We start from the raw sequence: 19,588 nt of genomic DNA, 5'->3' as shown, positions 1-19,588 counted from the left end.
GCACTGGCAGGCACGATGGTGACAGCCCGTCCGTTCCCCGAGGGTCCGGACGGTCACGGGGAGGGCACGGCATGAGGGCACGAGTCGGCAGCGGACAGCAGGCGGGGCGCCGGATCCGGCTGGGCAAGCGGGTGACCGGGGCGGCGGCCGCCTTCACCGCGCTGGCGGCGCTGACCGGCTCTCAGGTGACCGGCCTCGGCCTCACCGCCGTCGCGGCCACCACCCCGGCACCGTCCGCGGTCGGCCCGACCACGGCCGTCGTCGCCTCGTCCACGGAGCAGCCCGCGGCGACGCCGCCCGGGGCCGCCCTGCCCCCGCTCCCCGGCGGGCCCGCCGTACCGGTCGACGGCGGGGGCTCCATCCCGCTGCCGCAGCCGCCCGCGACCCTGCCGGGCGACCCGTCCGCCGGACCGTTCCGAACCGGGCCCGCCCTGCCGGCGACGGCCCAGGCCGCCTACCGCAAGGCCGAGGCGGCGCTGACCCTGCGCTCGCCCGCCTGCCACCTGCCGTGGCAGCTGCTGGCCGCGATCGGCGAGGTCGAGTCCGGTCAGGCCGACCGTGGCGGGGTGGACGCCGCCGGGACGACGTACCGGCCGATCCTCGGCCCCGTGCTCAACGGCAACGGCTTCGCGGCGATAGCCGACACCGACGGCGGCCGGTACGACGGCGACCGGCTCTGGGACCGGGCCGTCGGGCCGATGCAGTTCATCCCCTCCACCTGGGCCTACTGGGGGGTCGACGCCAACGGCGACGGCCGGGCGGACCCGAACAACATCTTCGACGCGGCCGAGTCGGCCGGCCGCTACCTCTGCGCGGGCGGGCGCGACCTCGCCGACCCGGCGCAGCTGGACCGGGCGATCCTCGGCTACAACAACTCGGGCGAGTACCTGCGGACCGTCAAGAACTGGATGGCCCACTTCGGCAGCGGGGCGGCGACCACCACCCCGGACCGGCCGGCCCCCGCCACCACCGCTCCGGCGACCAGCCCTGCGGCGCCCGCACCCTCGCCGACCCCGACCGGCACCCCGACCGGCACGCCGACCGACGCCCCGACGCCGACGCCGACGGGTGCGCCCAGCCCGGCTCCGACGGTGACGCCCACACCCACCGCCGCGCCGTCGCCCTCGGCCAGCACGAGCCCGAGCCCGAGCGCCACGCCGTCCGGAACCCCCAGCACCTCCCCCACCGGGACCCCGACCGGCACACCGACGGCGACCCCGACCGGAACACCCACCGCCTGCGCCACGCCCACCGCGACGGCGACGCCCACCGGCGGCGCGAGCCCGACGCCCTCCCCCTCGGCCACCGCCACCGCCACCGCCACCGCCACGCCCACTGCGCCCGGCTGCCCGACCCCGACCGGCACGCCGAGCGGCACCCCAAGCGGCACCCCGACGGCGACCTCGTCGGGCGCCGCCACCGCAAGCGCCTCGCCCTCTCCCTCGGTGCCCCGGTCCCCGTCGGCCTCACCGTCGGCCCGCTGACCACGCACGGGCCGGAGGATCCCACGCCCGGCTCCTCCGGCCGCTGCGCCGAGCGGTCCCCGGAGGACGGCCCACCGAGCCGACGCCCGATCAGCCCTCCTCGTCGTCCTCGACGTAACGCCCGGCCGCCCGGTCCCGCCGCTCCCGCACCTTGACCGGGAGGTCCGGATCCCAGTCGGAGGTCCGGGGCAGCTCGGGGCCGTCGGGGCCGAGGCGGACCACCGGTTCGACCCACACCAGACGGAACCGTCGGTCGGCGGCCCGGAGTTCATGCCCGCGCTCGGCGTCCAGCCGGTCGGCGGCCGCGGCGGACCGGGTGCTGGGATCGGCCCGCCCCCAGCAGCGGAACCCGTGACCGAGGTCGTCGCGGGCCGTCTGCGGGGTGGTGGCGTGACAGCCGAGGATGCGCCAGGCCCCGTCGTCGGTGCGCTGGAGACCGCCGAAGGCGGGCGGCATCGTCATCAGGCTCGGATACCGCTGGCGGGACGCCCAGGCCCCCAGACCGGCCACGGCTGCGACCGGGTCGTCGGAATGGGCGACCCGGATGGCGCGGTGCTCCGGCAGCCGCACAGCGTCATCGTCCATGCGGCCAGGCAGTGGACGTGGTGAGCGAGCCGCAGGGTTACCGGGGAAGTGCACCCGACCGGCCAGCGCGGCGCGGTCGGGCGGGCCGTCCGCCCCGGTCCGCATGCGTGGCGGCCCGGCGCGGGCCTCGCCCCGGGGCGGGCGGGCGCGGGAGCGACAGCGGGCGCGGGAGCGACAGCGGGCGCGGGGCCCGTCCGGGGGGAGATCGGACGGGCCCCGCGCCGCCGGTCGCCGGACCGGCCGAGGGCCGGTCGCGGGTGATGCGCGGGCCGGTCAGAGGTGCTTGGCCAGCTCCGGCATCAGGTCCTGGAAGGTGCGCCCGCTCGCGGGCTGGCCGATCGCGGCCATCTGCCAGCCGCCGCCCGTGCGCTGCACCTTGGCCATGATCTGGGCGGTGTACGGGCCGCCGCCGGTGAGGGTGTAGCGGGCCAGTTCGGCGCCGGTCTGCTCGTCGACCAGCCGGCAGAAGGCGTTCTCGACCTCCTGGAAGGTCTGCCCGGTGAAGGAGTTGACGGTGAAGAGGATCTGGTCGACCTCGGCCGGCACCCGGGTGAGGTCCACCGTGATCGACTCGTCGTCGGTGGCGTCCCCGGCGCCGCCGGTGAGGTTGTCCCCGCTGTGCCGCACCGAACCGTCGTTGCTGGTGAGGTGCTGGAAGTAGACCACGTCCACCGGCTTCCCCGCGGCGAACAACACGGCCGAGGCGTCCAGGTCGATCTCCTGCGAGGCCAGCAGTTTGGCGAAGAACCCCTTCCGCTGGGCGGCCCGCCAGCCGAGGCCCATCCGCACCACGCCCAGCTGCCCCCCGCCCGGCTTCTCCAGGCTCAGCTTCTGCCCCTTGGCCAGCGAAACGCTCATCGCGTCCTCCTCGTTGCTCCGCCCTGCGCCTTGAATCTACAGCACTGTAGAGATTCCCGGTGCACAGGGTCGTTCCTGGGGATCCCCGTACCCCGCTCCCACGATCAACACCACACGCTCCGGGCACGGACCGCTCTCCCGCACGCGTGACGCCGGTCGCGCGCCCGGCTCCCGGCGCCGCGCCCCGGCGGCCGGCGGGAGCCCGGCCCGTCAGCTCCCGGCCTGTCAGCTCCCGGCCCGTCAGCTCTCGGCCCGTCAGCTCCCGGCCCGCTGCCAGGCGCCGAACGGGCTGTTCGCCCCCACCGCGGTCCGCCGGACGGCGTAGAGGCGGGCGTCCCGGCCGAGCGCGAGGACGACCTCCCGGCCGGCGGCGTCCGTCGTCACGGTCGGCGCGCCGATGATCACGCTGCCGAGGTCGGGCCAGTCGGCGGCGAACCCGCGGTCCGGGGCGGTCTGGGAGACCAGGCTGACCCCGGCGCCGCCGTTGCGGGCCGCCACCGTCATCCGGCCGTCACCGCCGGTCACCACCGAGACGCCCTCCAGGGTGGCCGGCCCGCCCAGCGAGTCCGGCGAGGTGGTCCAGGAGCCGTCCGTCCGCACGTACTGGGTGCCGACCTGGCCGCTGCCGGCCTGCTGGTAGAAGATCTCCAGCCGGCCGTCGGCGTTGCGGCCCACCGTGATCGGGCCGGCCGGGGCGGGGCCGAGCAGACCGGCGTCCGGCACGAACGGGCCGTCGGGCCCGGACTGCCGCCAGTGCAGGATGCCGTCCTTCGAGGGAGCGAACAGCTCGATCCCGCCGTCGGGGGCGAGGGCCGCCGCGAGGCCGTCCCGGACCCAGCTGCCGTGCAGGTCGGCCCAGTCCGTGGTCCAACCGCCCTGCGGCAGCTGGGAGACCGCGCTCACACCGCCACCGCCGTTGCGGACGAAGACGGTCAGCAGGCCGTTGTGGCCGAGGACGGGCACGGGGCTGCCGACGTAGTCCGGCGTGCCCGGATTCGGGTTGCCGAGAGTCGTCCAGTCGGTCCACGTACCGGAGGCGCTCTGCGCCGTCGTGACGATCCGGTTGTCCTCCAGCCGGATGCCGAACAGGTGGATCAGTCCGCTGCCGTCCTTCACCACCCCGAGGGCGGCGGCGAGCCCCGCACCGCCCGGAACGGCGGCCGGTCCGGACCAGCCGCCGCCCGGCGCCGTCTCGCGCCAGACCTGGACGCGGCCGTCGAGCACGGCGAACGCGTTCAGCGAGCCGCTGCCGTCCAGGGCCGACCAGGCGGTGCCGTTGGACCAGCGCACGTACTGGCGGCCCGGGAACATCGCGTAGAACGACTCCTCGGCCGGGTCCGGCTGGGGGTCGTACCGGCCGGAGTACGGCTGCCCGAAGCCGTTGCGGTTCGGTCCCAGATAGGTGAGGAAGGTCCACCGCTTGTCGAGCGCCACGCCCGGCGGGATGTTCGGCGGATCGATCCGCACGTTGTAGTCACGGTAGTTGCGCAGCAGCACACGGCCGTTCCCGTCGGGCCCGTGGTAACCCGCCAGGGCCTTGCCGGCGAAGCGCGCGCCGCCGATGTGGTCCGAGTTGTCGGCGAGGTTCGTGATCTCCCGGGTGTAGCCGTAGCCCACCCGCGGATCCTGGGCCAGCACCACGGTCGGCCGGAACCGCCGCATCACGTCGGTGAGGGAGGCGACCAGGTCGTCGTGGCGGTACTGCTGGTCGGCGTAGGTGGCGTCACAGCGGCCGTCCACCGCGATGCTGCCGAGGGTGGAGATGTACCCGGGCCCGGCGGGACCCTCCTTGAAGAGGGTGTCGAGCGCCGCCTGCCCGGCGACGGGGTCACGGCCGCTGGAATGCAGTTTGAAGAAGACCAGCTTCACCTGGGGCGCCTGGTCCAGGGTGTCCAGCTCGACGGTCCTGCCGGTGCTCAGCCTGAGCGGGGTGACGGTCCAGGTCGGGTCGGTGACACCGGCGATCCGCGCGTGGGCGGCCCGCGCGCCGACGGCCCGGCTCGCCGCGTAGGCACAGGGGTCGGCGAACCGCGGGTCCGTCGTCTCACCGGCCGTCAGGTAGACCGTGACCGAGGGGGAGTCGTACTGGCGGCTCAGGTCCGGGTTCATGAACAGGATGTCGTCGTCCTGGTGGGCGACGATCTGCAGGAACGATTCCGCCACCGGCACCGAGTCGGCCGCCGCGTCGGGAGCGGGCGGCACGATCACCGCCAGGCCCGCCGTCAGGGCGGCCGCCAGCGTCGTCCTGGCGGGGATCCGAAAACACGTCATATCCGTGACTCCTCCCGGTTCCGGGCAGGGGTCGGCAACGCCCCCCGGCCGGATCCGCTCCTGTCGAGATGATCACCCGTCATCGAACCAGGCCCGCGAGCCGCCCCTCCACCCGGGGCGCACGGATCGGCCTACCCGAACGGAACCGGCTTCTCCAGTCGCACCAGGGCGTCGATCGCCACCCCGCGCCCCCCGCCGGTGGGGCCGCGGTGCCCGGCCTCCGCGGCCACCGGGCGGTGGACGCGCTCGGCGCGGACGGTCCGCAGCCCGGCGTCGGCGAGGTCGGCGAGCACGTCGTCCGGGCTGAAGAGGACGCGCGGGTCCTGCGGGCCGCCGACGCCCTCGGTGAGGTTGCTGGTGTCGTGGCCGACCACCAGCAGGGTGGCGCCGGGGGCGAGGGCGGCGGCGGCCCGGCGCAGGGCCGTCCGGCGGTCGTCGGCGGGGAGCTGGAGGTAGGCGACCAGCACCAGGTCGTAGCCCTCGGGCGGGATCGGGAAGGTGCGCGCGTCGTCGTGACGCCAGGTGAGCCGGTCGGCGACCTCGTCGGGCAGGTCCGCGGTGAGCCGCTCGGCGCGTTCGACGGCGACGGCGGAGTAGTCGAGGCCGGTGACCCGCCAGCCCTGGCGGGCGAGCCAGATGCCGTTGCGCCCTTCTCCGGCGGCGAGGTCCAGGGCGTGGCCGGGGGTGCGGCCGGTCAACTCCTCGACCACCCAGCGGTTGGGCTCGGCGCCCCAGACCAGCTCGCTCGCGGCGTAGCGGTCGTTCCAGTCCTGGCTGTCCATGACGCGTCCTCCGTTCGGCGGGGCTGCTCCGTGGACCACCGTACCGGCGCGCCGACGACCGGCCGTCCAGCGGGCGGACACCCTTGACGGCGAATATTGGTCCAGTCCAATCTGTGGTGTCGTTGATGGGTACGGGCCGACGGCCCGACCGCCTCGACGCACCGCAGCGACGCATGTGTCACCCGCCCGGGCGCCCCCACCGCGCTCGGTTCGGCTCCCTTCGGCCCGCCAGGGCCATCGCACCGCCGGAACCCCCACTCATCCGGAGGACACCGCATGCACGACCGAGTCACGCCCGCGCGCCCTGCCGAGCGCCGGGCCGCCGCACCACGCCGGCGGGCCACCGCACTGGCGCTGGCTGCCACGCTCACCACCGGCACCGCCGCGCTCACGCTCTCCCTGAACACGGCCTCGGCCGCGCCCGTCAACCTGCTGACCAACGGCGGCCTGGAGACCGGCTCACCGGCCGGTTGGACCTGCGTCAACGGGTCCGTCGTCACCACACCGGTACACAGCGGGAGTTACGCGCTCAGCGGGGCCGCCTCGGCCTCCGACACCGCGCAGTGCCAGCAGACCGTCGCCGTCCAGCCCAACACCCGGTACACCCTGTCGGGCTGGGTCCAGGGCAGCTACGTCTACCTCGGCGCGACCGGGACCGGCGTCAACTCCTCAGCCTGGACGCCCAGCGCGACCGGCTGGACGCAGCTCAGCACCACCTTCACCACCGGTGCCGCCACCACCTCGGTGACGGTGTTCACGCACGGCTGGTACGGCACCGGCACCTACCGCGCGGACGACCTCAGCCTGACCGGACCGGCCGGGCCGACCAGCAGCACCAGCCCGACCGCGTCCACCAGCCCGACGGCGACCGGAAGCCCCACCGCGACGACCAGCCCGACGGCGTCGAACAGCCCGACCGCGTCCACCAGCCCCACGGCGACGGCCACCGCCACCGCCACCGCCACCGCCACCGCCACGGGCACCGGCCCGGCCGGGGACGGCAAGGTCACCACGCCCGGCGGCCTCACCGTCGGCAAGGTCACCCACAACGCCGTGGTGCTCAGCTGGCAGCCGTCCACCCTGACCGGCGGTGACGGACCGGTCGCCTACAAGGTCTACGCGGGCAACCAGTTGGTGGCGACCTCGATGGGCACCTCGGTGGCCGTCAGTTCGCTGCTGCCGAGCACCGGCTACACCTTCACCGTGCAGGGCTACTCGGGCGGCCACGGCTCCGCGCAGTCCGCACCGGTCGCCACCACCACCGCGGCCGCCCCGGCCGCGAGCCCGTTCCGCTCGGCCTACTTCGACCAGTGGGGCGTCTACGAGAACGCTTACCACGCCAAGAACGTGGACACCAGTGGTGCGGCGGGCAAGCTGGACGTGATCACCTACGCCTTCGCCAACATCCACCCGACCACGCACACCTGCTTCCAGGCCGTGAAGGCCTCCGACTCGGCCAACGAGTCCAACCCCGACGCCGGGGACGGCGCCGGGGACGCCTACGCCGACTACCAGGCCGACTACAACGGCGCGGCCAGCGTGGACGGCGGCAGCGACACCTGGGAGCAGCCGCTCAAGGGCAACTTCAACCAGTTGCGCCAGCTGAAGGCCAAGTACCCGAACCTGCGGTTCACCATCTCGATCGGCGGCTGGACGTACTCCAAGTACTTCTCCGACGCGGCCGCGACCGACGCCTCCCGCAAGGCGTTAGTCTCCTCCTGCGTCGACATGTTCCTGAAGGGGAACCTGCCGACCGGCGTCGCCGGTGACGCCTCGGGCGGCCAGGCCTCGGCGGCCGGCCTCTTCGACGGCGTCGACCTCGACTGGGAGTACCCGGGCTCGGCCGGCGGGCACACCGGCAACCACTACTCCCCCGCCGACAAGCAGAACTTCACGCTGCTGCTGAAGGAGTTCCGCACCCAGCTGGATGCCCTCGGCAACGCCCAGGGCAAGCGGTTCCTGCTGACCGCGGCGCTGCCGAGCGGTCAGGACAAGATCGCGCAGCTTGAGACCGACAAGATCGGCGCGTACCTGGACTACGCCGACATCATGACCTACGACATGCACGGCGCCTGGGACGCCAAGGGGCCGACCAACCACCAGGACCCGCTGCACGACAGCCCCGCCGACCCGACCACGCCGATCACCCCGGGCACCCGCAAGGACAACGTGGACACCACCCTCGCCGCGTACACCACCGGCCTGCCGGAGTACGGCATCGTGGGCGGCTTCCCGACCGACAAGCTCGTGCTGGGCATCCCGTTCTACTGGCGCGGGTGGACGGGTGTGCCGGCCGGCTCCACCTACGGCCTGTACCAGAGCGCGACCGGACCCACCCCGGCCAAGCCGCTGAGCGCCGAGGCCGGCCTGGCCGCCTGGAAGGAGCTCAACGCCACGGCGGCCACCACCCACTGGGACCCGGTGACCGAGACCTCCTGGGTCTACGACGGCACCAACTTCTGGACGGGTGACACCCCGCAGGCCATCCAGGCGCGCGGGGCGTACGCCAAGAGCAAGGGCCTGGCCGGGATGTTCGCCTTCTCGTTGGAGAACGACGACGCCTCCGGCACCCTGCTGAACGCGATCAACAGCAGCCTGCGCTGACGCTCCGTCATGCGGCGGGTGGCCGCGCGGATCGCAGTGATCCGCGCGGCCGCCGTGCCGAATTCAGTGCCGAATTCCGCACCGTATTCCGGTCCGTACTCCGCGCCGTGCTCCGTTCCGTTCTCCGTGTGCCGCCGCCGGGTTTCTAGTGGCCCGGCACCGGGTCCGCCCCGCCGCGGCGCACCGCACCCGGGCGGCAGCGGAGCAGCCGGCCGACCGTCAACCGCGCGCCGTGCACCGCGCCGTGCCGGTTCAGCGCCTGGACGGCATAGGTCGAACAGGTCGGCGTGTACGGGCAGCAGGCCGGACGCCCGGGGCTGACCTCGCTCCGGTAGTACCGCACCGCCCCGTACAGCACCCCCGCCGCGAAGCCCTGCGGGGTGGGCGCCGCCGGATCGGCGGCGGTGCCCCGGGGGCGGCCGCCCCCGGTCAGAGCGAACCGCAGACCCGAGGCCATCATCACCGGAACGAGCGCGATCAGGCAGGGATCCCCGAGGTCGCAGCAGTCGCAAGCGTCCGAGCAGTCGTTGTCGTTCTTCCTGCCCTTCTGCCGCTGGTAGGCCTTCCACTCCTCCCGCTGCTGCCTGCGCCGGCGGCGCTCCTTCTCCGGCAGCCACCACCAGGCCACCCGGGGCCGTCGGGGCGGGTACGGCGCGCCTTGCTGGGGCGGCGGGTAGGTCACGACTGACGATCCTCTCGATACGCCCGACGGGACCGGCCCCCGACGGCCCGTTCAGATTATCGAAGGAGGCCGCCAGGGGTGAACGGTCAGTCCTGACCGCCACCCAGCGTGGGGAAGAGGTCGGTGAACGTCTGCGTGGTCACCGAGACGCTCCGGCCGAACGGGTCGTCGAAGTCCCAGATCAGGAAGAGCAGGAAGGCGATCAGCGCGCTGAACGCCCCTGCCAGCAGCAACTCCCGGGTCGAGCGCCGGATCTGCAGCGCGAACACCATGCCGACCGTCACCACGGCCCCGACGATCAGGCCGAACCAGACCACCCCCGGCATGGTCGGCCCGGCGTTCTGGCCGCGCGCGTTCCGGGCGTCGTCGACGACGGCGATCCGGTCCATGATCGGCTGGTAGGCCTGGGCCTCCAGGTCGCTGGCCGGCGTGCGGGTGGCGACGTCCGTGCGCAGCTTGTCCAGCAGCTCGGTGCCCCGCTCGGAGATCTCGCCGTGCTCGCGCATGTACGTCCACTCGACGTCGACGACGTAGGAGACATAGGCGTCCACGTCGGCCCGGACCTTGTCGCGGAACTCGACCGGGTAGATCTGGGCGCGCTCGCTCACCTCGTGCAGCGACTGCGCCTCGCGCGACACGTCGTCCTGGGCGGCGCCGCGCGCCTCCCAGACGCCGGCGATGGCCAGGCCGAGCACGATCGCGTAGACCACGCCGATCATCATCGTCATGTACTCGATGACGTCGGGTGTCTCGTCGGTGTCCTCCTCCTCACTGACCCGGCGGTGCCTCAGTAGCACCACCGCCACCACGACGGCGCAGGCCGCCGACATGGCGATGGCCAGCGCCAACCACTCGGACATGGGAACTCCCTTCTTCAGCTTGGGTTTTCTGGTCGGGGCCCGGCCGCCGTCGGAACGCGGCCGGGCCGGCTGGAACGGTCCCGCACCGGCCGCGCCGTGGCCGACCCGCCCCGCCCCGCGGCGGGGCCGGGCTCGGGGCAGGTCGGTACAGGGCAGGTCGGTACAGGGCAGGCTGAGCTCGGTACGGACCCGCTCGGAGCGGGCCGCCTCAGGAGCGGCCGGAGCCACCCCGGCCGGCGCGGCCCGCGCGCCCGCGCGGGCGCAGTGCCGCCGCCGCGAGCACCGCGGGCACGGTGACCAGCAGCATCGTCCGGGTGGGAGGGCTGCCGTGGTGGCGCTCCGGAGCGGGCACCGGCGGAGCCAGCGGCACCCGGACGGGCTTGACCACCGGCCGCGGCTGCACCGGGACGGCCGGCGCCGGAGTCGGCGTGGCGGTCGGCGAGGGCGGCTCGGGGGCCGGTGGAGGAGCCGGCGGCGGCACGACCGGTGCCACGGTCGGCTTCGGCGTGGGCTTCGGCGCGGGCCTGGTCGACGCAGACGGCGGGGTGGGCTTCGGCGTCGGGGCGGGCGCGGGCGGCGGCACCGGCGCGGGGGTCGGCGTCGGCGTGGGCTTCGGTTCCGGCGTCGGGGTCGGCGTCGGCGTGGGGGTCGGGCTGGGGGCCGGCGTCCGCGTGGGGGTCGGCGTCGGGGACGGCTTGGGCGTCGGGGTGGGGCTCGGGCACGGGTGGTGGTGCCAGGGCGGGTGGCCCGGCTTCGGATGCGGCCCGGGGTGGTGCAGCACTCCGGAGAGGTCGACCGTGACACCCACCGCCACGTCGACGTCGACCTCGACATCGACGCCCCCGTGGCCGACCGACACCGAGACGTCCGTCCCGGTGGAGACGCAGGTCTCGACGACCGGCCCGTGCGGGCCGCCCCCGTCGTGGTGCTCGGGGGACCGGGCGCCGGCCGCGCCGCTCAGCAGTGCGCAGAGGACGGCCACGCCGGCCGCCGCGCCGGCCAGCCGGGCCCGGCGCCCGGGAGCGCCGCCGCTCACGACGATCAGGTCTGCGGTCACGACTGCCCGTCCACCGGTATCCGGAGGGGCTGCTGGGGCTGCGGCATGGACTCCATGCACCTCTCGCATCGTCAGGAGGCCGACCCCTGGGGGAACCGGCCTCATCGGGGGGTCGCCCCTGTCCGGGGCCCCGGTCCACACCGGGAGGGGAAGGGCGACATCGGACGGCCCGCCTCGGACCCCGTCCGGCCGATCCCGCCGGGCGTGCGACGCCGGGCAGGATCGGCCGGACAGGACCCCGGGGGCGGGCCGTCCGACGTCAGGTGAAACGATCTTGCGGTGGGCCGGTTACGGCCCCGCCGCGCCCGATCGGGCCGTTGTTCAGTGGCGGCCGTGCGCGATCTCGACGTTCTCCAGGACGCCCACCGCGTCCGGCACCAGGATCGCGGCCGAGTAGTAGGCGCTGACCAGGTACGAGATGATCGCCTTCTCGTTGATGCCCATGAACCGCACCGAGAGGCTCGGCTGGTACTCGTCCGGGATGCCGGTCTGGTGCAGTCCGATGACGCCCTGGTTGTCCTCACCCGTCCGGATCACCAGGATCGAGCTGGTGTTCTCCTTGGTGATCGGGATCTTGCTGCACGGCAGGATCGGGACCCCGCGCCACGCCGGCACCTGCTGCCCGCCGAGGTCGACATGGTGCGGGTAGAGCCCGCGGGCGTTCAGCTCGCGGCCGATCGCGGCGATGGCGCGCGGGTGGGCGAGCAGGTAGTCCGGGTCGCGGCGGCGGCTCAGCAGCTCGTCGAGGTCGTCCGGGGTGGGCGGGCCGGAGTGGGTCTGGATCCGCTGGGAGAAGTCGGCGTTGTTGAGCAGACCGAACTCGGGGTTGTTGACCAGCTCGTACTCCTGGCGCTCGCGCAGCGCCTCGATGGTCAGCCGGAGCTGGTGCTCGGTCTGGTTCATCGGCTGGTTGTAGAGGTCGGCGACCCGGCTGTGCACCTTGAGCACCGTCTGGGCGACGCTCAGCTCGTACTCACGCGGCTTCAGCTCGTAGTCCACGAAGGCACCGGGCAGCTCGTACTCGCCCTGGTGACCGGCCGACATGGCGATCTCGGCCTCGCCGCGCTCGTTCTGGCGCTGGAGCGGCAGTGCGAGGAAGTCGTGCAGGTGCTGCTGGAGCGCGGGCGAGTTGTCCCGGATGGCCTGGAACTCGCGCCTCGGCAGCGACAGCACGGTGCCACCGGTGACCGTCTTGGCGGTGAACTCCCAGACGGCGTCCGGGTCGAGCACGGCGTGCTCGCCGAAGCGGTCGCCGTCGCCGAGCACGCCGACCACGGTCTCGTCGCCGTACTTGCCGGTGCCGATCTGGTTGATCTTGCCGTGGGCGATCAGGAAGATGCGGTCCGCCTCGGCGCCGCGCTCGACCAGCACCTCGCCGGGGCCGAAGTCGCGCTGCTCGCAGCGGTCGGCGAGGGCCGTCAGCACCTCCTCGTCGTCGAAGCCGCGCAGCAGGGCGAGTTCGCCGAGCTCACGGGGGATGACCCGGACCTGCGAGCCGGTCTTGATGAACTCCACCCGGCCGTCGCCGACGGTGTAGGTGAGTCGGCGGTTCACCCGGTAGGCGCCACCGGCGGCCTGGACCCAGGGAAGCACCTTGAGCAGCCAGCGGGAGGTGATCTCCTGCATCTGCGGTGCGGACTTGGTGGTGGTGGCGAGGTTGCGGGCAGCGGCCGTCGTCAGGCTCGACTGCTGCGGTACCTGCTGCGTCTCCGGGCTGGTCTCCACCGGCATCGGCAGGGTCTCCTTCATCTGGTCAAGGTCACACCGACCCACCCCGGAAGACGGGGACGGATCATCAGATACGCTTATGGGAAGGGGTGTTGGCGAATTCTCGCGATGGTGTCCGCCCACTCGGGGCGACCCACGGGGAACCCTAGATCACCCACGCCCGACCGAAGCCGTACGGCCCCGTAGCACCCCCCGATAGGGTGAATCTGACGTGCCAGGCGGTTGGAATCCTGCACTCTTCCCCCACGGATCCCCGACTTGCTGTGCATGCGAATCGTCCGTGCTCCGGAACGATCCCCTCCACCCGAACGGAGCAGCGCGAAAGCCCGTGGGCCGGCGGGTGGCCCACCGGCGGACGGAACAGGTGTTCGCCTCTCGAACGGATGACTACGGCGGCCGCGCCGGGCCGCTCCTTCCTCAGACCGACCGCGTCGCCGGCCGACCGAAGCGGCCCCCACCCGTACCGCGTCACCCCCGCCGGTGGTGGCGGCGGAAGCGGCGGCGGTAGCGGCGGTGCCAGAGCTCGCCGACCAGACAGGAGAGGAGCACCAGGGTGAGCGTGAGCAGCGGCCACCGACTGCCAGCCAGCCGGATGTCGGCGAGCAACAGCACGATCAGCGCGGCCGCCGGCAGGAGCAGCGAGATCCCCGCCCTGATCGCGGCCGTGATGGTCGCCGGGTCGGCGCGGCGTCGGCGCCGCCGCAGCGCGGCCCCCACGACGTCGCCGCCGAAGTAGTAGTCGACGGCCCGGGCACCGACCCGGTCCGTCGCCCGGGCGTAGGAGAACGCCATGTAGGGCAGCCAGACCAGCGGGGCGACCAGCCCGACCAGGAAGGTCAGCAGCACCAGCAGCCACCCGCCGACCGTCTGCCAGCGGGAGGGCGGCGGGTCGACCCCCTCGCTGGTCAGACCGAGCAGACGGGCCATCCGCCGGAGCAGCGACCAGACCCCGCGCCGTCGGTCGCCCGAGGGCTGGGGGGCGGTCGCGAGGGCGCGCTCCGCTGCGGCGACGTCGGGGTACGCGCCCTGGAGCACCAGGACCTCGGCCGCCCGGGCCCGGGCGGCCGGATCCTCTCCGGCGAGGGCGGCGAGTTCGAGGAACAGCTGGCCCTGGGCCAGCAGCGCCGTGCAGAAGGCGAACGGGACGAGCACCATGAACGGCCCGCCGACGAAGGCGCCCTCGCTCTGGCTGACCCGCCGGGCATGCGCCACGGCCAGCGCCGCCAAGTCCTGCGGCGCGGCCTCCGGATGGGCCGCCCGCAGTGCGGCGATCCGGCGGGCGGCCCGGGGGCCGCGGTGGCGGACGGCGAACACGGCGAGGATCTCGGGCAGCCGGGACGGGTGGGCCCGCACCGAGCGCAGCAGCTCACCGACCGGGGGCTCCGTCCCGTCGGGCGCCTCCGCGTCGGGTGCCGCCGATTCCTCTGCTGTCACGTCCGTCCCACTGCGTCGGCGATCGGGGACCGACCGCCCGGCCGGGGGCACCGGCAGCCGCGGGCGGGTGCCCACCTCTCCCAGCAGCCTAGTGGGGGCGGGGCCGGGCCGCCCGGGCAGCGCGGGGCCCGGTCCCGCGACCTCGGAGCCGGGCCGGACACGCCACCGCTCAGGCGACCTCGAAGCCGTGCCGGACCCGGTCGAAGCGGCCGGCCGCCAAGTCCTCGTCGGTGATCCAGAACGAGACGTTCACGCACTCGCCCCAGTCCACGTCCAGGGCGCGGCTCTCGACCTGCAGCAGCGGGCGGTGACCGACGGGGCGGCCGGTGTCGGTGTCGCACCAGCCGAGCACGCGCACGTCGGGGGCGGACAGGTGGTCGCGGAAGTCGGCGGCGAGGTCGAGGGCGATCAGGAAGTCGTCCGGGAAGAGGTTCTCCAGCTCGCGGTCCTGGTAGGAGGGCGCGGAGAGCCGCCACTGGGCCCGGACCTCGACGGCACGGACGGCGGGCGTGCCGGGCCCGCCCGCCGGGGCGGGTCTGAGCGGGGCACCCGCGGGCAGGTGCAGGACCCGGCAGCCGCGGCCGCTGAAGTCGGACATCCACTCGTCGTGGAAGAAGAGCAGCAGCCCGTCCGCCGGCAGCAGCCGGTCGCCGCCCCGGCCGGCGGTGCGGAAGGCCTCCGCCAGGCCCGCGCAGTCGAGCTGGGCCAGCAGTTGCATCGGTCGGCCGGCGAACTGCGGCCACTCGGTGCCGGCCGGCAGTGCGGGCAGCCCGCCGAGGCGGCCGGCCGGCGGGCCGTCGCCGTCGGCGGCGAGGGCCAGCGAGGGCCGCATCAGCCGGTGGACCAGCGGCGCCGTCCGCTCGTCGGCCCGCGCGCGGATCGCCTCGTGGACACCGCCCGGGACGGGCAGCACGGGCCCGTCGAACTCCGTGGTCATCCGCGCGGTGATGCCCGTGGGCGCGCCCACGGTGGCGCAGTCGGTCGCGTCGATCAGCGGTTCGGCCATGGGCGCAAGCCTGCCACGGGGGTCCGACAGTCCACGCGAAGGCCCGTCAGGTGCCGGTACGGGGGCGGCCGGCACCTGACGGGAGCTCGGGTGGGTGTCCGCGCGAGCGGGCCGGACCGGACGGGTCAGGAGCAGACGACCTCGTTGCCGGGGACCTCGAAGATGCCGGAGTCGGAGGCGGCACCGGACTGGTACTCGTAGTAGAGGTACGTGTAGAAGTCGATCCGCGTGCCGGCGCCACAGACCGAGCCGGCACCGATGTCGTAGGTAAGCGTCACGGTGGTGGAGGCGCCGGCGGCGACCGGCACGGTGTGGTGGACCAGGCCGCTGGTGCTGCCGGTGTCGCAGGCGCCGACGGCGCCGCCACAGGCGGAGAACGCGTACGCCAGGCCGGCGACCTGGGTGGTGGTGTAGGTCGGCTGGACGGACTGGTAGACGAACTGCACGGGTGTGTCGTGCGGGTTGGTCAGGGTCAGGGTCAGGGTGACCGAGGAGCCCGGGGTCGCCGTCGCCCGGTCGGAGCTGACGGAGAGCAGAGGGGTGTCCGCCCGGGCGGGGGCGGCCGAGAGGAGCAGACCGACGACGAGGGCCAGGATCGCGGCGATTCCGAGACGGCTCACATGTGTTCTGCGCATGACCAGAAAGCGTAGGGGCCGCCGCCCGTTCGGGAAGCGGCCTCCGCCCTGGGCCGTACCGGCATAGGACAGCGGAGCGGACGCGGCGGGCCATTGGCTTCGCCGGAGCGCCCCCGGCGCGCCGCCGCCGCTTACCCTCCGGCCCGCACGCCGCCGGTCCGACCTCCCGCCGGCTCCCGCGACCGGAACGGGAGAGGACGCGGGCCGGTGCGGTCCGGTCCGGGTCAGAGCGGGTCAGAGCGGGTCGGGCAGGACGTCGCAGAGCGCGGCGACGGCCGCCTGGTAGGCATGGTCCGCCGGCGCGGCGTACCCGACCACCAGGCCGTCCGCCGCGGGCATCGCGTCCAGCCCGATCCGGGGGTGGCGGTAGTCGGCCAGCCCGTCCAGGGCCAGCCCCCGGTAGGCCGCCGCCTTGAGCACCGACCGTTCGGTACCGGGGGGCAGCCGGAGCACCGCGTGCAGGCCGGCCGCGATCCCGGACACCTCGATGGACGGCGCCCGCGCGGCCAGCGCGGCCAGCAGGTGGTCCCGGCGGTCCCGGTAGCGCCGGCGCGTCCGCCGCACGTGCTGGTCGTACCCGCCCGAGTCGATGAACTCCGCGAGCGTCAGCTGGTCGAGCGCGCTCGCCCAGGCCTCCCGCTCCCCCTTCGCGGCCAGCACCCGGTCCACCAGCTGCTCGGGCAGCACCATCCAGCCGAGCCGCAGCGCGGGCGAGAGGCTCTTGCTCACGCTGCCGAGGTAGACCACCCGTTCGGGGTCGAGCCCCTGCAGCGCGCCGACCGGCCGGCGGTCGTAGCGGAACTCCCCGTCGTAGTCGTCCTCCAGCACCAGTGCGCCGTGCCCGCGCGCCCAGTCGACCACCGCCGCCCGCCGGGACGCGTGCAGGGGGCCACCGGTCGGGAACTGGTGGGCCGGGGTGACCAGCGCCGTCCGGACCTCCGGGTACCCGGCGAGCGTCCCGACCCGTGCGCCGTCCTCGTCCAGCGGCAGCGGCACGGTCGTCACCCCGGCTCGGGCCAGCAGCGCCCGGTGGAAGGCCAGCCCGTAGGCCTCGACGGCCAGCGGCCCCGCGGCCGGGCCGCCCAGCACCGCGCCCGGTCCGTCGAACAGCAGTCGCAGCGCGTGGGCGAAGCCGGAGCAGACGACGATCCGGTCGGGGTCGGTGCGCACCCCCCGGGCCCGGGCCAGGTAGTCGGCGAGGGCGACGCGCAGCTCGCGGCGCCCCTGCGGGTCCCCCGGGCCGAAGGCCTCGTTGGGCGCGGCGGTGAGGGCCCGGCGGCCGGCGGCGAGCCAGGCGGTGCGGGGGAACGAGGCGGTGTCGGGCCGGCCCTGGCGCAGGTCGTGGGCGGGCCGGTGGGCCGGGGGTGACCGGCGGGCCCGCGTCGGAGCGATGGGCTCGGCCCGGTCGGCGACGGTCGTGCCGGAGCCCTGCCGGGCGGTGAGCCAGCCCTCGGCGGCCAGCTCGGCGTAGGCGTCGGCGGCCGTGTTGCGGGCGATGCCGAGGTCGGCGGCGAGGGAGCGGTAGGGCGGCAGCCGGGTGCCGGGGGCGAGGCGGCCGCTGCGGATCGCTTCGCGCAGGGCGGCCATCAACGCGGCGCGGCGGCCGCCGGTGGCGGCCAGTTCGAGGTGCAGGTCGCTGCCGTGCGGGGTGGCCGGCGGGCCGGCGACGGGCGTCGCCGTCGCCGTCGCGGTCGCTGCCGGGCGGGGTCTGGCCCCGGCCGGCCGGCGGGCGGGCGTCCGGGGGTGCGCGACCGGGGTGTCCGTCATGGTCACGAACCCTATCGCCGGGTACGAACCGGCCCCGGGGGTGGGCGGGCGGCGGACGTCCCGGACGCCCCGGACCGGCGAACCCGTGCCGCCGTCCCGGTCGCAGACCGGCACAGGGCCCGGCGAGGGCCCGGGACAGGACACCGGACCGGGGAAAGGCCCGGTGCGAGGGCGGCACGGGTGGCGGCGGCCCGCGCGGGCCACCGTCCGTCCGGGTGACCACTGGCCCGCCCGGCTCCTGCATCAGGGTCGGATCGCGACTCCGATCGGGTGGCAATTCGGGTCGGATCATGTCCGGTCCCGCGTGTCGGCTGGCTATTCCTTCCGGCATGACCAACACCAGGAAGTACCTGCTCGCCGCCGGTCTCACCGCCGCGCTGGCCGTCATCTCCGCCGGTCCGGCGTTCGCGGGCGACTGTGGCGCGTCCGCGCACGACGCCCCCGCCGCCGAGTCGTTCTCCGGAGGGCGGAACGACCTGCATCAACACCGGCGGTGCCTACGCCAGCGGCGTCGTCACCGGTTCACCGGGCGTACTCTCCGGCAACCAGATCCAGATCCCGATCAGCATGCCGATCAACATCTGCGGCAACGGCGTCAACGTGATCGGCGCGCTCAACTGGGCCCTGTCCGCGGGGCCCGTCTCCGGCCCCTCTCCCCGATCGCCGAAGGGCTGGGATCCGGCCTTCGCTCCGGATCCCAGCCCTTCGGCCTCACCACCGCCCCGGGACGGTCCCGCGGCCTCCGCCCGCCTCCGCGCCGCGCCCCTCCTGCCGACCCCCGCGCGCACTCCCCCTACGGCACCACCGTCACCGGCCAGCGGCCCGCCTTCACCAGCCGGACGGCGACCGAGCCGATCACCCGGTGCCCGGCCTGCTCCGAGGCGCCGACCACCACGGCGTCCGCCCGGAGTTCGTCCGCCATCCGCGCGAGCCCCGTGAACGGGTCGCCCCGGACGGTCAGGAAGCGCCAGTCCACCCGCCAGACGTCGCTCAGCCGGTGCTCCGCCTCACGCAGCGCCGTCAGCAGCTCGTCGGCGATCTCCTGAGTGGTCTCCTCGACGGCCGCGCCCGCGAGCGCGGTGGCCGCCCCGAGAACGGGCTGCACGTATGCCACGGCGAGGCTCGCGCCCTGGCGCCGGGCGAGGCCGGCCGCGTAGGCGGTCGCACGCCACGAGGACTCCGAGCCGTCCAGGCCCGCCAGGATCACCTTGGGCCCGTCCGTCCCCAGCTCGAACCCGGCCGGCGCGACCGCCGCCCCCGGCTCCTCGGCACCGCCGACGGGCTCTGCTTCGCTCTCGTTGCTCATGCCCAGAGGCTATGGCGGACACGACGGGTGAGGGCTGTGGTGCGGGCCACCCGGAGACGGGTCACCACCCCGCCCTTCCGGTACGGGCGGCCGAGGGCTCGTCACACACCGTCGACGATGTGCGCGGCCTCACACCGGTCGCGATGTGGCGCGGACCACTTTCCCGGCCTGTTCGATCTTGAAAAACGGGACATTTGCCTTCAGAACAGCCCATTTCCTTGATCCATACACCCGGTAACACCACCCTGACATGCCTAAACCTCCGAATCCTTGAAACCCCCACCCCCACCCCCGTAACTTCGAACCCGTTGCACCGAGCAGCCGCACCGAAGGCCACACCGCCCCCGGAGCACAGCAGGTGCCGAACCACGCGAGCCACACACCCCCCGAAACCAGCAGCCCCCAAGGGCCTGGTTCCGCACGCTCGCAGACACCCTCCGAAAGGACCCGCATGACCTTCCGTAACGAGACCACCGCGACCACCACCGCCACCAAGCGCCGCAACCGCGTCCGGATGGCACTCATGGCC

At 74.5% G+C, this 19,588-nt stretch carries 15 protein-coding genes and 1 pseudogene; 3 read left to right on the top strand and 13 right to left on the bottom strand.

All coding sequences use genetic code 11. The features are described 5' to 3' along the window. Positions 1 to 71: 71 nt before the first annotated feature. Complete coding sequence (locus AB0J08_RS35210; protein ID WP_360642236.1) at positions 72 to 1,484, top strand: lytic transglycosylase domain-containing protein; 1,413 nt, start codon at positions 72 to 74, stop codon at positions 1,482 to 1,484. A 90-nt stretch (positions 1,485 to 1,574) separates the two neighbouring features. Here AB0J08_RS35210 and AB0J08_RS35205 read toward each other — a convergent pair whose 3' ends face one another. The 4 genes from AB0J08_RS35205 to AB0J08_RS35190 all read right to left on the bottom strand — a co-directional run bounded on the left by AB0J08_RS35205 (position 1,575) and on the right by AB0J08_RS35190 (position 5,980). Next, the gene (locus tag AB0J08_RS35205) at positions 1,575 to 2,069 is read right to left on the bottom strand and encodes a DUF5954 family protein (RefSeq protein ID WP_360642234.1); all 495 of its coding nucleotides are present in this window, start codon (positions 2,067 to 2,069) and stop codon (positions 1,575 to 1,577) included. A gap of 273 nt (positions 2,070 to 2,342) precedes the next feature. Then, positions 2,343 to 2,927, bottom strand: a complete 585-nt coding sequence (locus AB0J08_RS35200) for a TerD family protein (RefSeq protein WP_360642232.1) — start codon at positions 2,925 to 2,927, stop codon at positions 2,343 to 2,345. Between the two features lie 255 nt (positions 2,928 to 3,182). Next, positions 3,183 to 5,198, bottom strand: coding sequence for a PIG-L family deacetylase (locus tag AB0J08_RS35195; protein ID WP_360642230.1), 2,016 nt, complete (start codon positions 5,196 to 5,198; stop codon positions 3,183 to 3,185). A 131-nt stretch (positions 5,199 to 5,329) separates the two neighbouring features. Continuing rightward, positions 5,330 to 5,980 carry a class I SAM-dependent methyltransferase gene (locus AB0J08_RS35190; protein WP_360642228.1) on the bottom strand — a complete coding sequence of 217 codons (651 nt, stop codon included), beginning with the start codon at positions 5,978 to 5,980 and terminating at the stop codon, positions 5,330 to 5,332. 276 nt (positions 5,981 to 6,256) lie between these two features. Here AB0J08_RS35190 and AB0J08_RS35185 point away from each other — a divergent pair, with 276 nt between their 5' ends. Continuing rightward, positions 6,257 to 8,584 carry a glycosyl hydrolase family 18 protein gene (locus tag AB0J08_RS35185; RefSeq protein ID WP_360642226.1) on the top strand — a complete coding sequence of 776 codons (2,328 nt, stop codon included), beginning with the start codon at positions 6,257 to 6,259 and terminating at the stop codon, positions 8,582 to 8,584. Positions 8,585 to 8,729: 145 nt separating this feature from the next. Here AB0J08_RS35185 and yidD read toward each other — a convergent pair whose 3' ends face one another. The 8 genes from yidD to AB0J08_RS35145 form a co-directional block, all read right to left on the bottom strand. Continuing rightward, the gene (yidD, locus tag AB0J08_RS35180; protein WP_360642224.1) at positions 8,730 to 9,266 is read right to left on the bottom strand and encodes a membrane protein insertion efficiency factor YidD; all 537 of its coding nucleotides are present in this window, start codon (positions 9,264 to 9,266) and stop codon (positions 8,730 to 8,732) included. Positions 9,267 to 9,352: 86 nt separating this feature from the next. After that, a complete protein-coding gene (locus AB0J08_RS35175; RefSeq protein WP_360642222.1) occupies positions 9,353 to 10,126 on the bottom strand; it encodes a hypothetical protein in 774 nt (257 codons plus the stop codon). Positions 10,127 to 10,334: 208 nt separating this feature from the next. Continuing rightward, positions 10,335 to 11,183: a hypothetical protein gene (locus tag AB0J08_RS35170; protein WP_360642221.1), complete on the bottom strand. Its 849-nt coding sequence runs from the start codon at positions 11,181 to 11,183 to the stop codon at positions 10,335 to 10,337. Between the two features lie 321 nt (positions 11,184 to 11,504). Next, a complete protein-coding gene (locus tag AB0J08_RS35165; protein ID WP_360642266.1) occupies positions 11,505 to 12,914 on the bottom strand; it encodes a family 2B encapsulin nanocompartment shell protein in 1,410 nt (469 codons plus the stop codon). 465 nt (positions 12,915 to 13,379) lie between these two features. Then, a complete protein-coding gene (locus AB0J08_RS35160) occupies positions 13,380 to 14,345 on the bottom strand; it encodes a hypothetical protein (protein WP_360642219.1) in 966 nt (321 codons plus the stop codon). A 169-nt stretch (positions 14,346 to 14,514) separates the two neighbouring features. After that, positions 14,515 to 15,351, bottom strand: coding sequence for a YwqG family protein (locus AB0J08_RS35155; protein ID WP_360642217.1), 837 nt, complete (start codon positions 15,349 to 15,351; stop codon positions 14,515 to 14,517). Between the two features lie 125 nt (positions 15,352 to 15,476). Next, entirely contained in the window at positions 15,477 to 15,986 is a 510-nt protein-coding gene (locus AB0J08_RS35150; protein ID WP_360642215.1) for a hypothetical protein, read from the bottom strand. Between the two features lie 234 nt (positions 15,987 to 16,220). Further along, positions 16,221 to 17,753: a PLP-dependent aminotransferase family protein gene (locus tag AB0J08_RS35145; RefSeq protein WP_360642213.1), complete on the bottom strand. Its 1,533-nt coding sequence runs from the start codon at positions 17,751 to 17,753 to the stop codon at positions 16,221 to 16,223. Between the two features lie 417 nt (positions 17,754 to 18,170). On the opposite strand from AB0J08_RS35145, the pseudogene AB0J08_RS35140 reads away from it, so the two are divergent. Beyond that, a pseudogene (locus tag AB0J08_RS35140) lies at positions 18,171 to 18,320 on the top strand (chaplin family protein); the annotation flags it as partial. 226 nt (positions 18,321 to 18,546) lie between these two features. Here AB0J08_RS35140 and AB0J08_RS35135 read toward each other — a convergent pair. After that, positions 18,547 to 19,059 carry a universal stress protein gene (locus AB0J08_RS35135; protein ID WP_360642211.1) on the bottom strand — a complete coding sequence of 171 codons (513 nt, stop codon included), beginning with the start codon at positions 19,057 to 19,059 and terminating at the stop codon, positions 18,547 to 18,549. Between the last annotated feature and the right edge of the window lie 529 nt (positions 19,060 to 19,588).

The sequence above is a fragment of the Kitasatospora sp. NPDC050463 genome, assembly GCF_040655255.1.
GTDB lineage: Bacteria > Actinomycetota > Actinomycetes > Streptomycetales > Streptomycetaceae > Kitasatospora.
The sequence above is the reverse complement of the archived record's forward strand: the minus strand, read 5'-3'. Positions and strand labels throughout refer to the sequence as shown.

Excerpts from the sequence above, each read along its gene's own strand:
- AB0J08_RS35175 (WP_360642222.1), bottom strand. The coding sequence starts at position 10,126 with ATGTCCGAGTGGTTGGCGCTGGCCATCGCCATGTCGGCGGCCTGCGCC.
- AB0J08_RS35185 (WP_360642226.1), top strand. The coding sequence starts at position 6,257 with ATGCACGACCGAGTCACGCCCGCGCGCCCTGCCGAGCGCCGGGCCGCC.
- AB0J08_RS35145 (WP_360642213.1), bottom strand. The coding sequence starts at position 17,753 with ATGACGGACACCCCGGTCGCGCACCCCCGGACGCCCGCCCGCCGGCCG.
- AB0J08_RS35210 (WP_360642236.1), top strand. The coding sequence starts at position 72 with ATGAGGGCACGAGTCGGCAGCGGACAGCAGGCGGGGCGCCGGATCCGG.
- AB0J08_RS35200 (WP_360642232.1), bottom strand. The coding sequence starts at position 2,927 with ATGAGCGTTTCGCTGGCCAAGGGGCAGAAGCTGAGCCTGGAGAAGCCG.
- AB0J08_RS35135 (WP_360642211.1), bottom strand. The coding sequence starts at position 19,059 with ATGAGCAACGAGAGCGAAGCAGAGCCCGTCGGCGGTGCCGAGGAGCCG.
- AB0J08_RS35155 (WP_360642217.1), bottom strand. The coding sequence starts at position 15,351 with ATGGCCGAACCGCTGATCGACGCGACCGACTGCGCCACCGTGGGCGCG.
- AB0J08_RS35205 (WP_360642234.1), bottom strand. The coding sequence starts at position 2,069 with ATGGACGATGACGCTGTGCGGCTGCCGGAGCACCGCGCCATCCGGGTC.
- AB0J08_RS35195 (WP_360642230.1), bottom strand. The coding sequence starts at position 5,198 with ATGACGTGTTTTCGGATCCCCGCCAGGACGACGCTGGCGGCCGCCCTG.
- AB0J08_RS35165 (WP_360642266.1), bottom strand. The coding sequence starts at position 12,914 with ATGCCGGTGGAGACCAGCCCGGAGACGCAGCAGGTACCGCAGCAGTCG.
- AB0J08_RS35150 (WP_360642215.1), bottom strand. The coding sequence starts at position 15,986 with ATGCGCAGAACACATGTGAGCCGTCTCGGAATCGCCGCGATCCTGGCC.
- AB0J08_RS35190 (WP_360642228.1), bottom strand. The coding sequence starts at position 5,980 with ATGGACAGCCAGGACTGGAACGACCGCTACGCCGCGAGCGAGCTGGTC.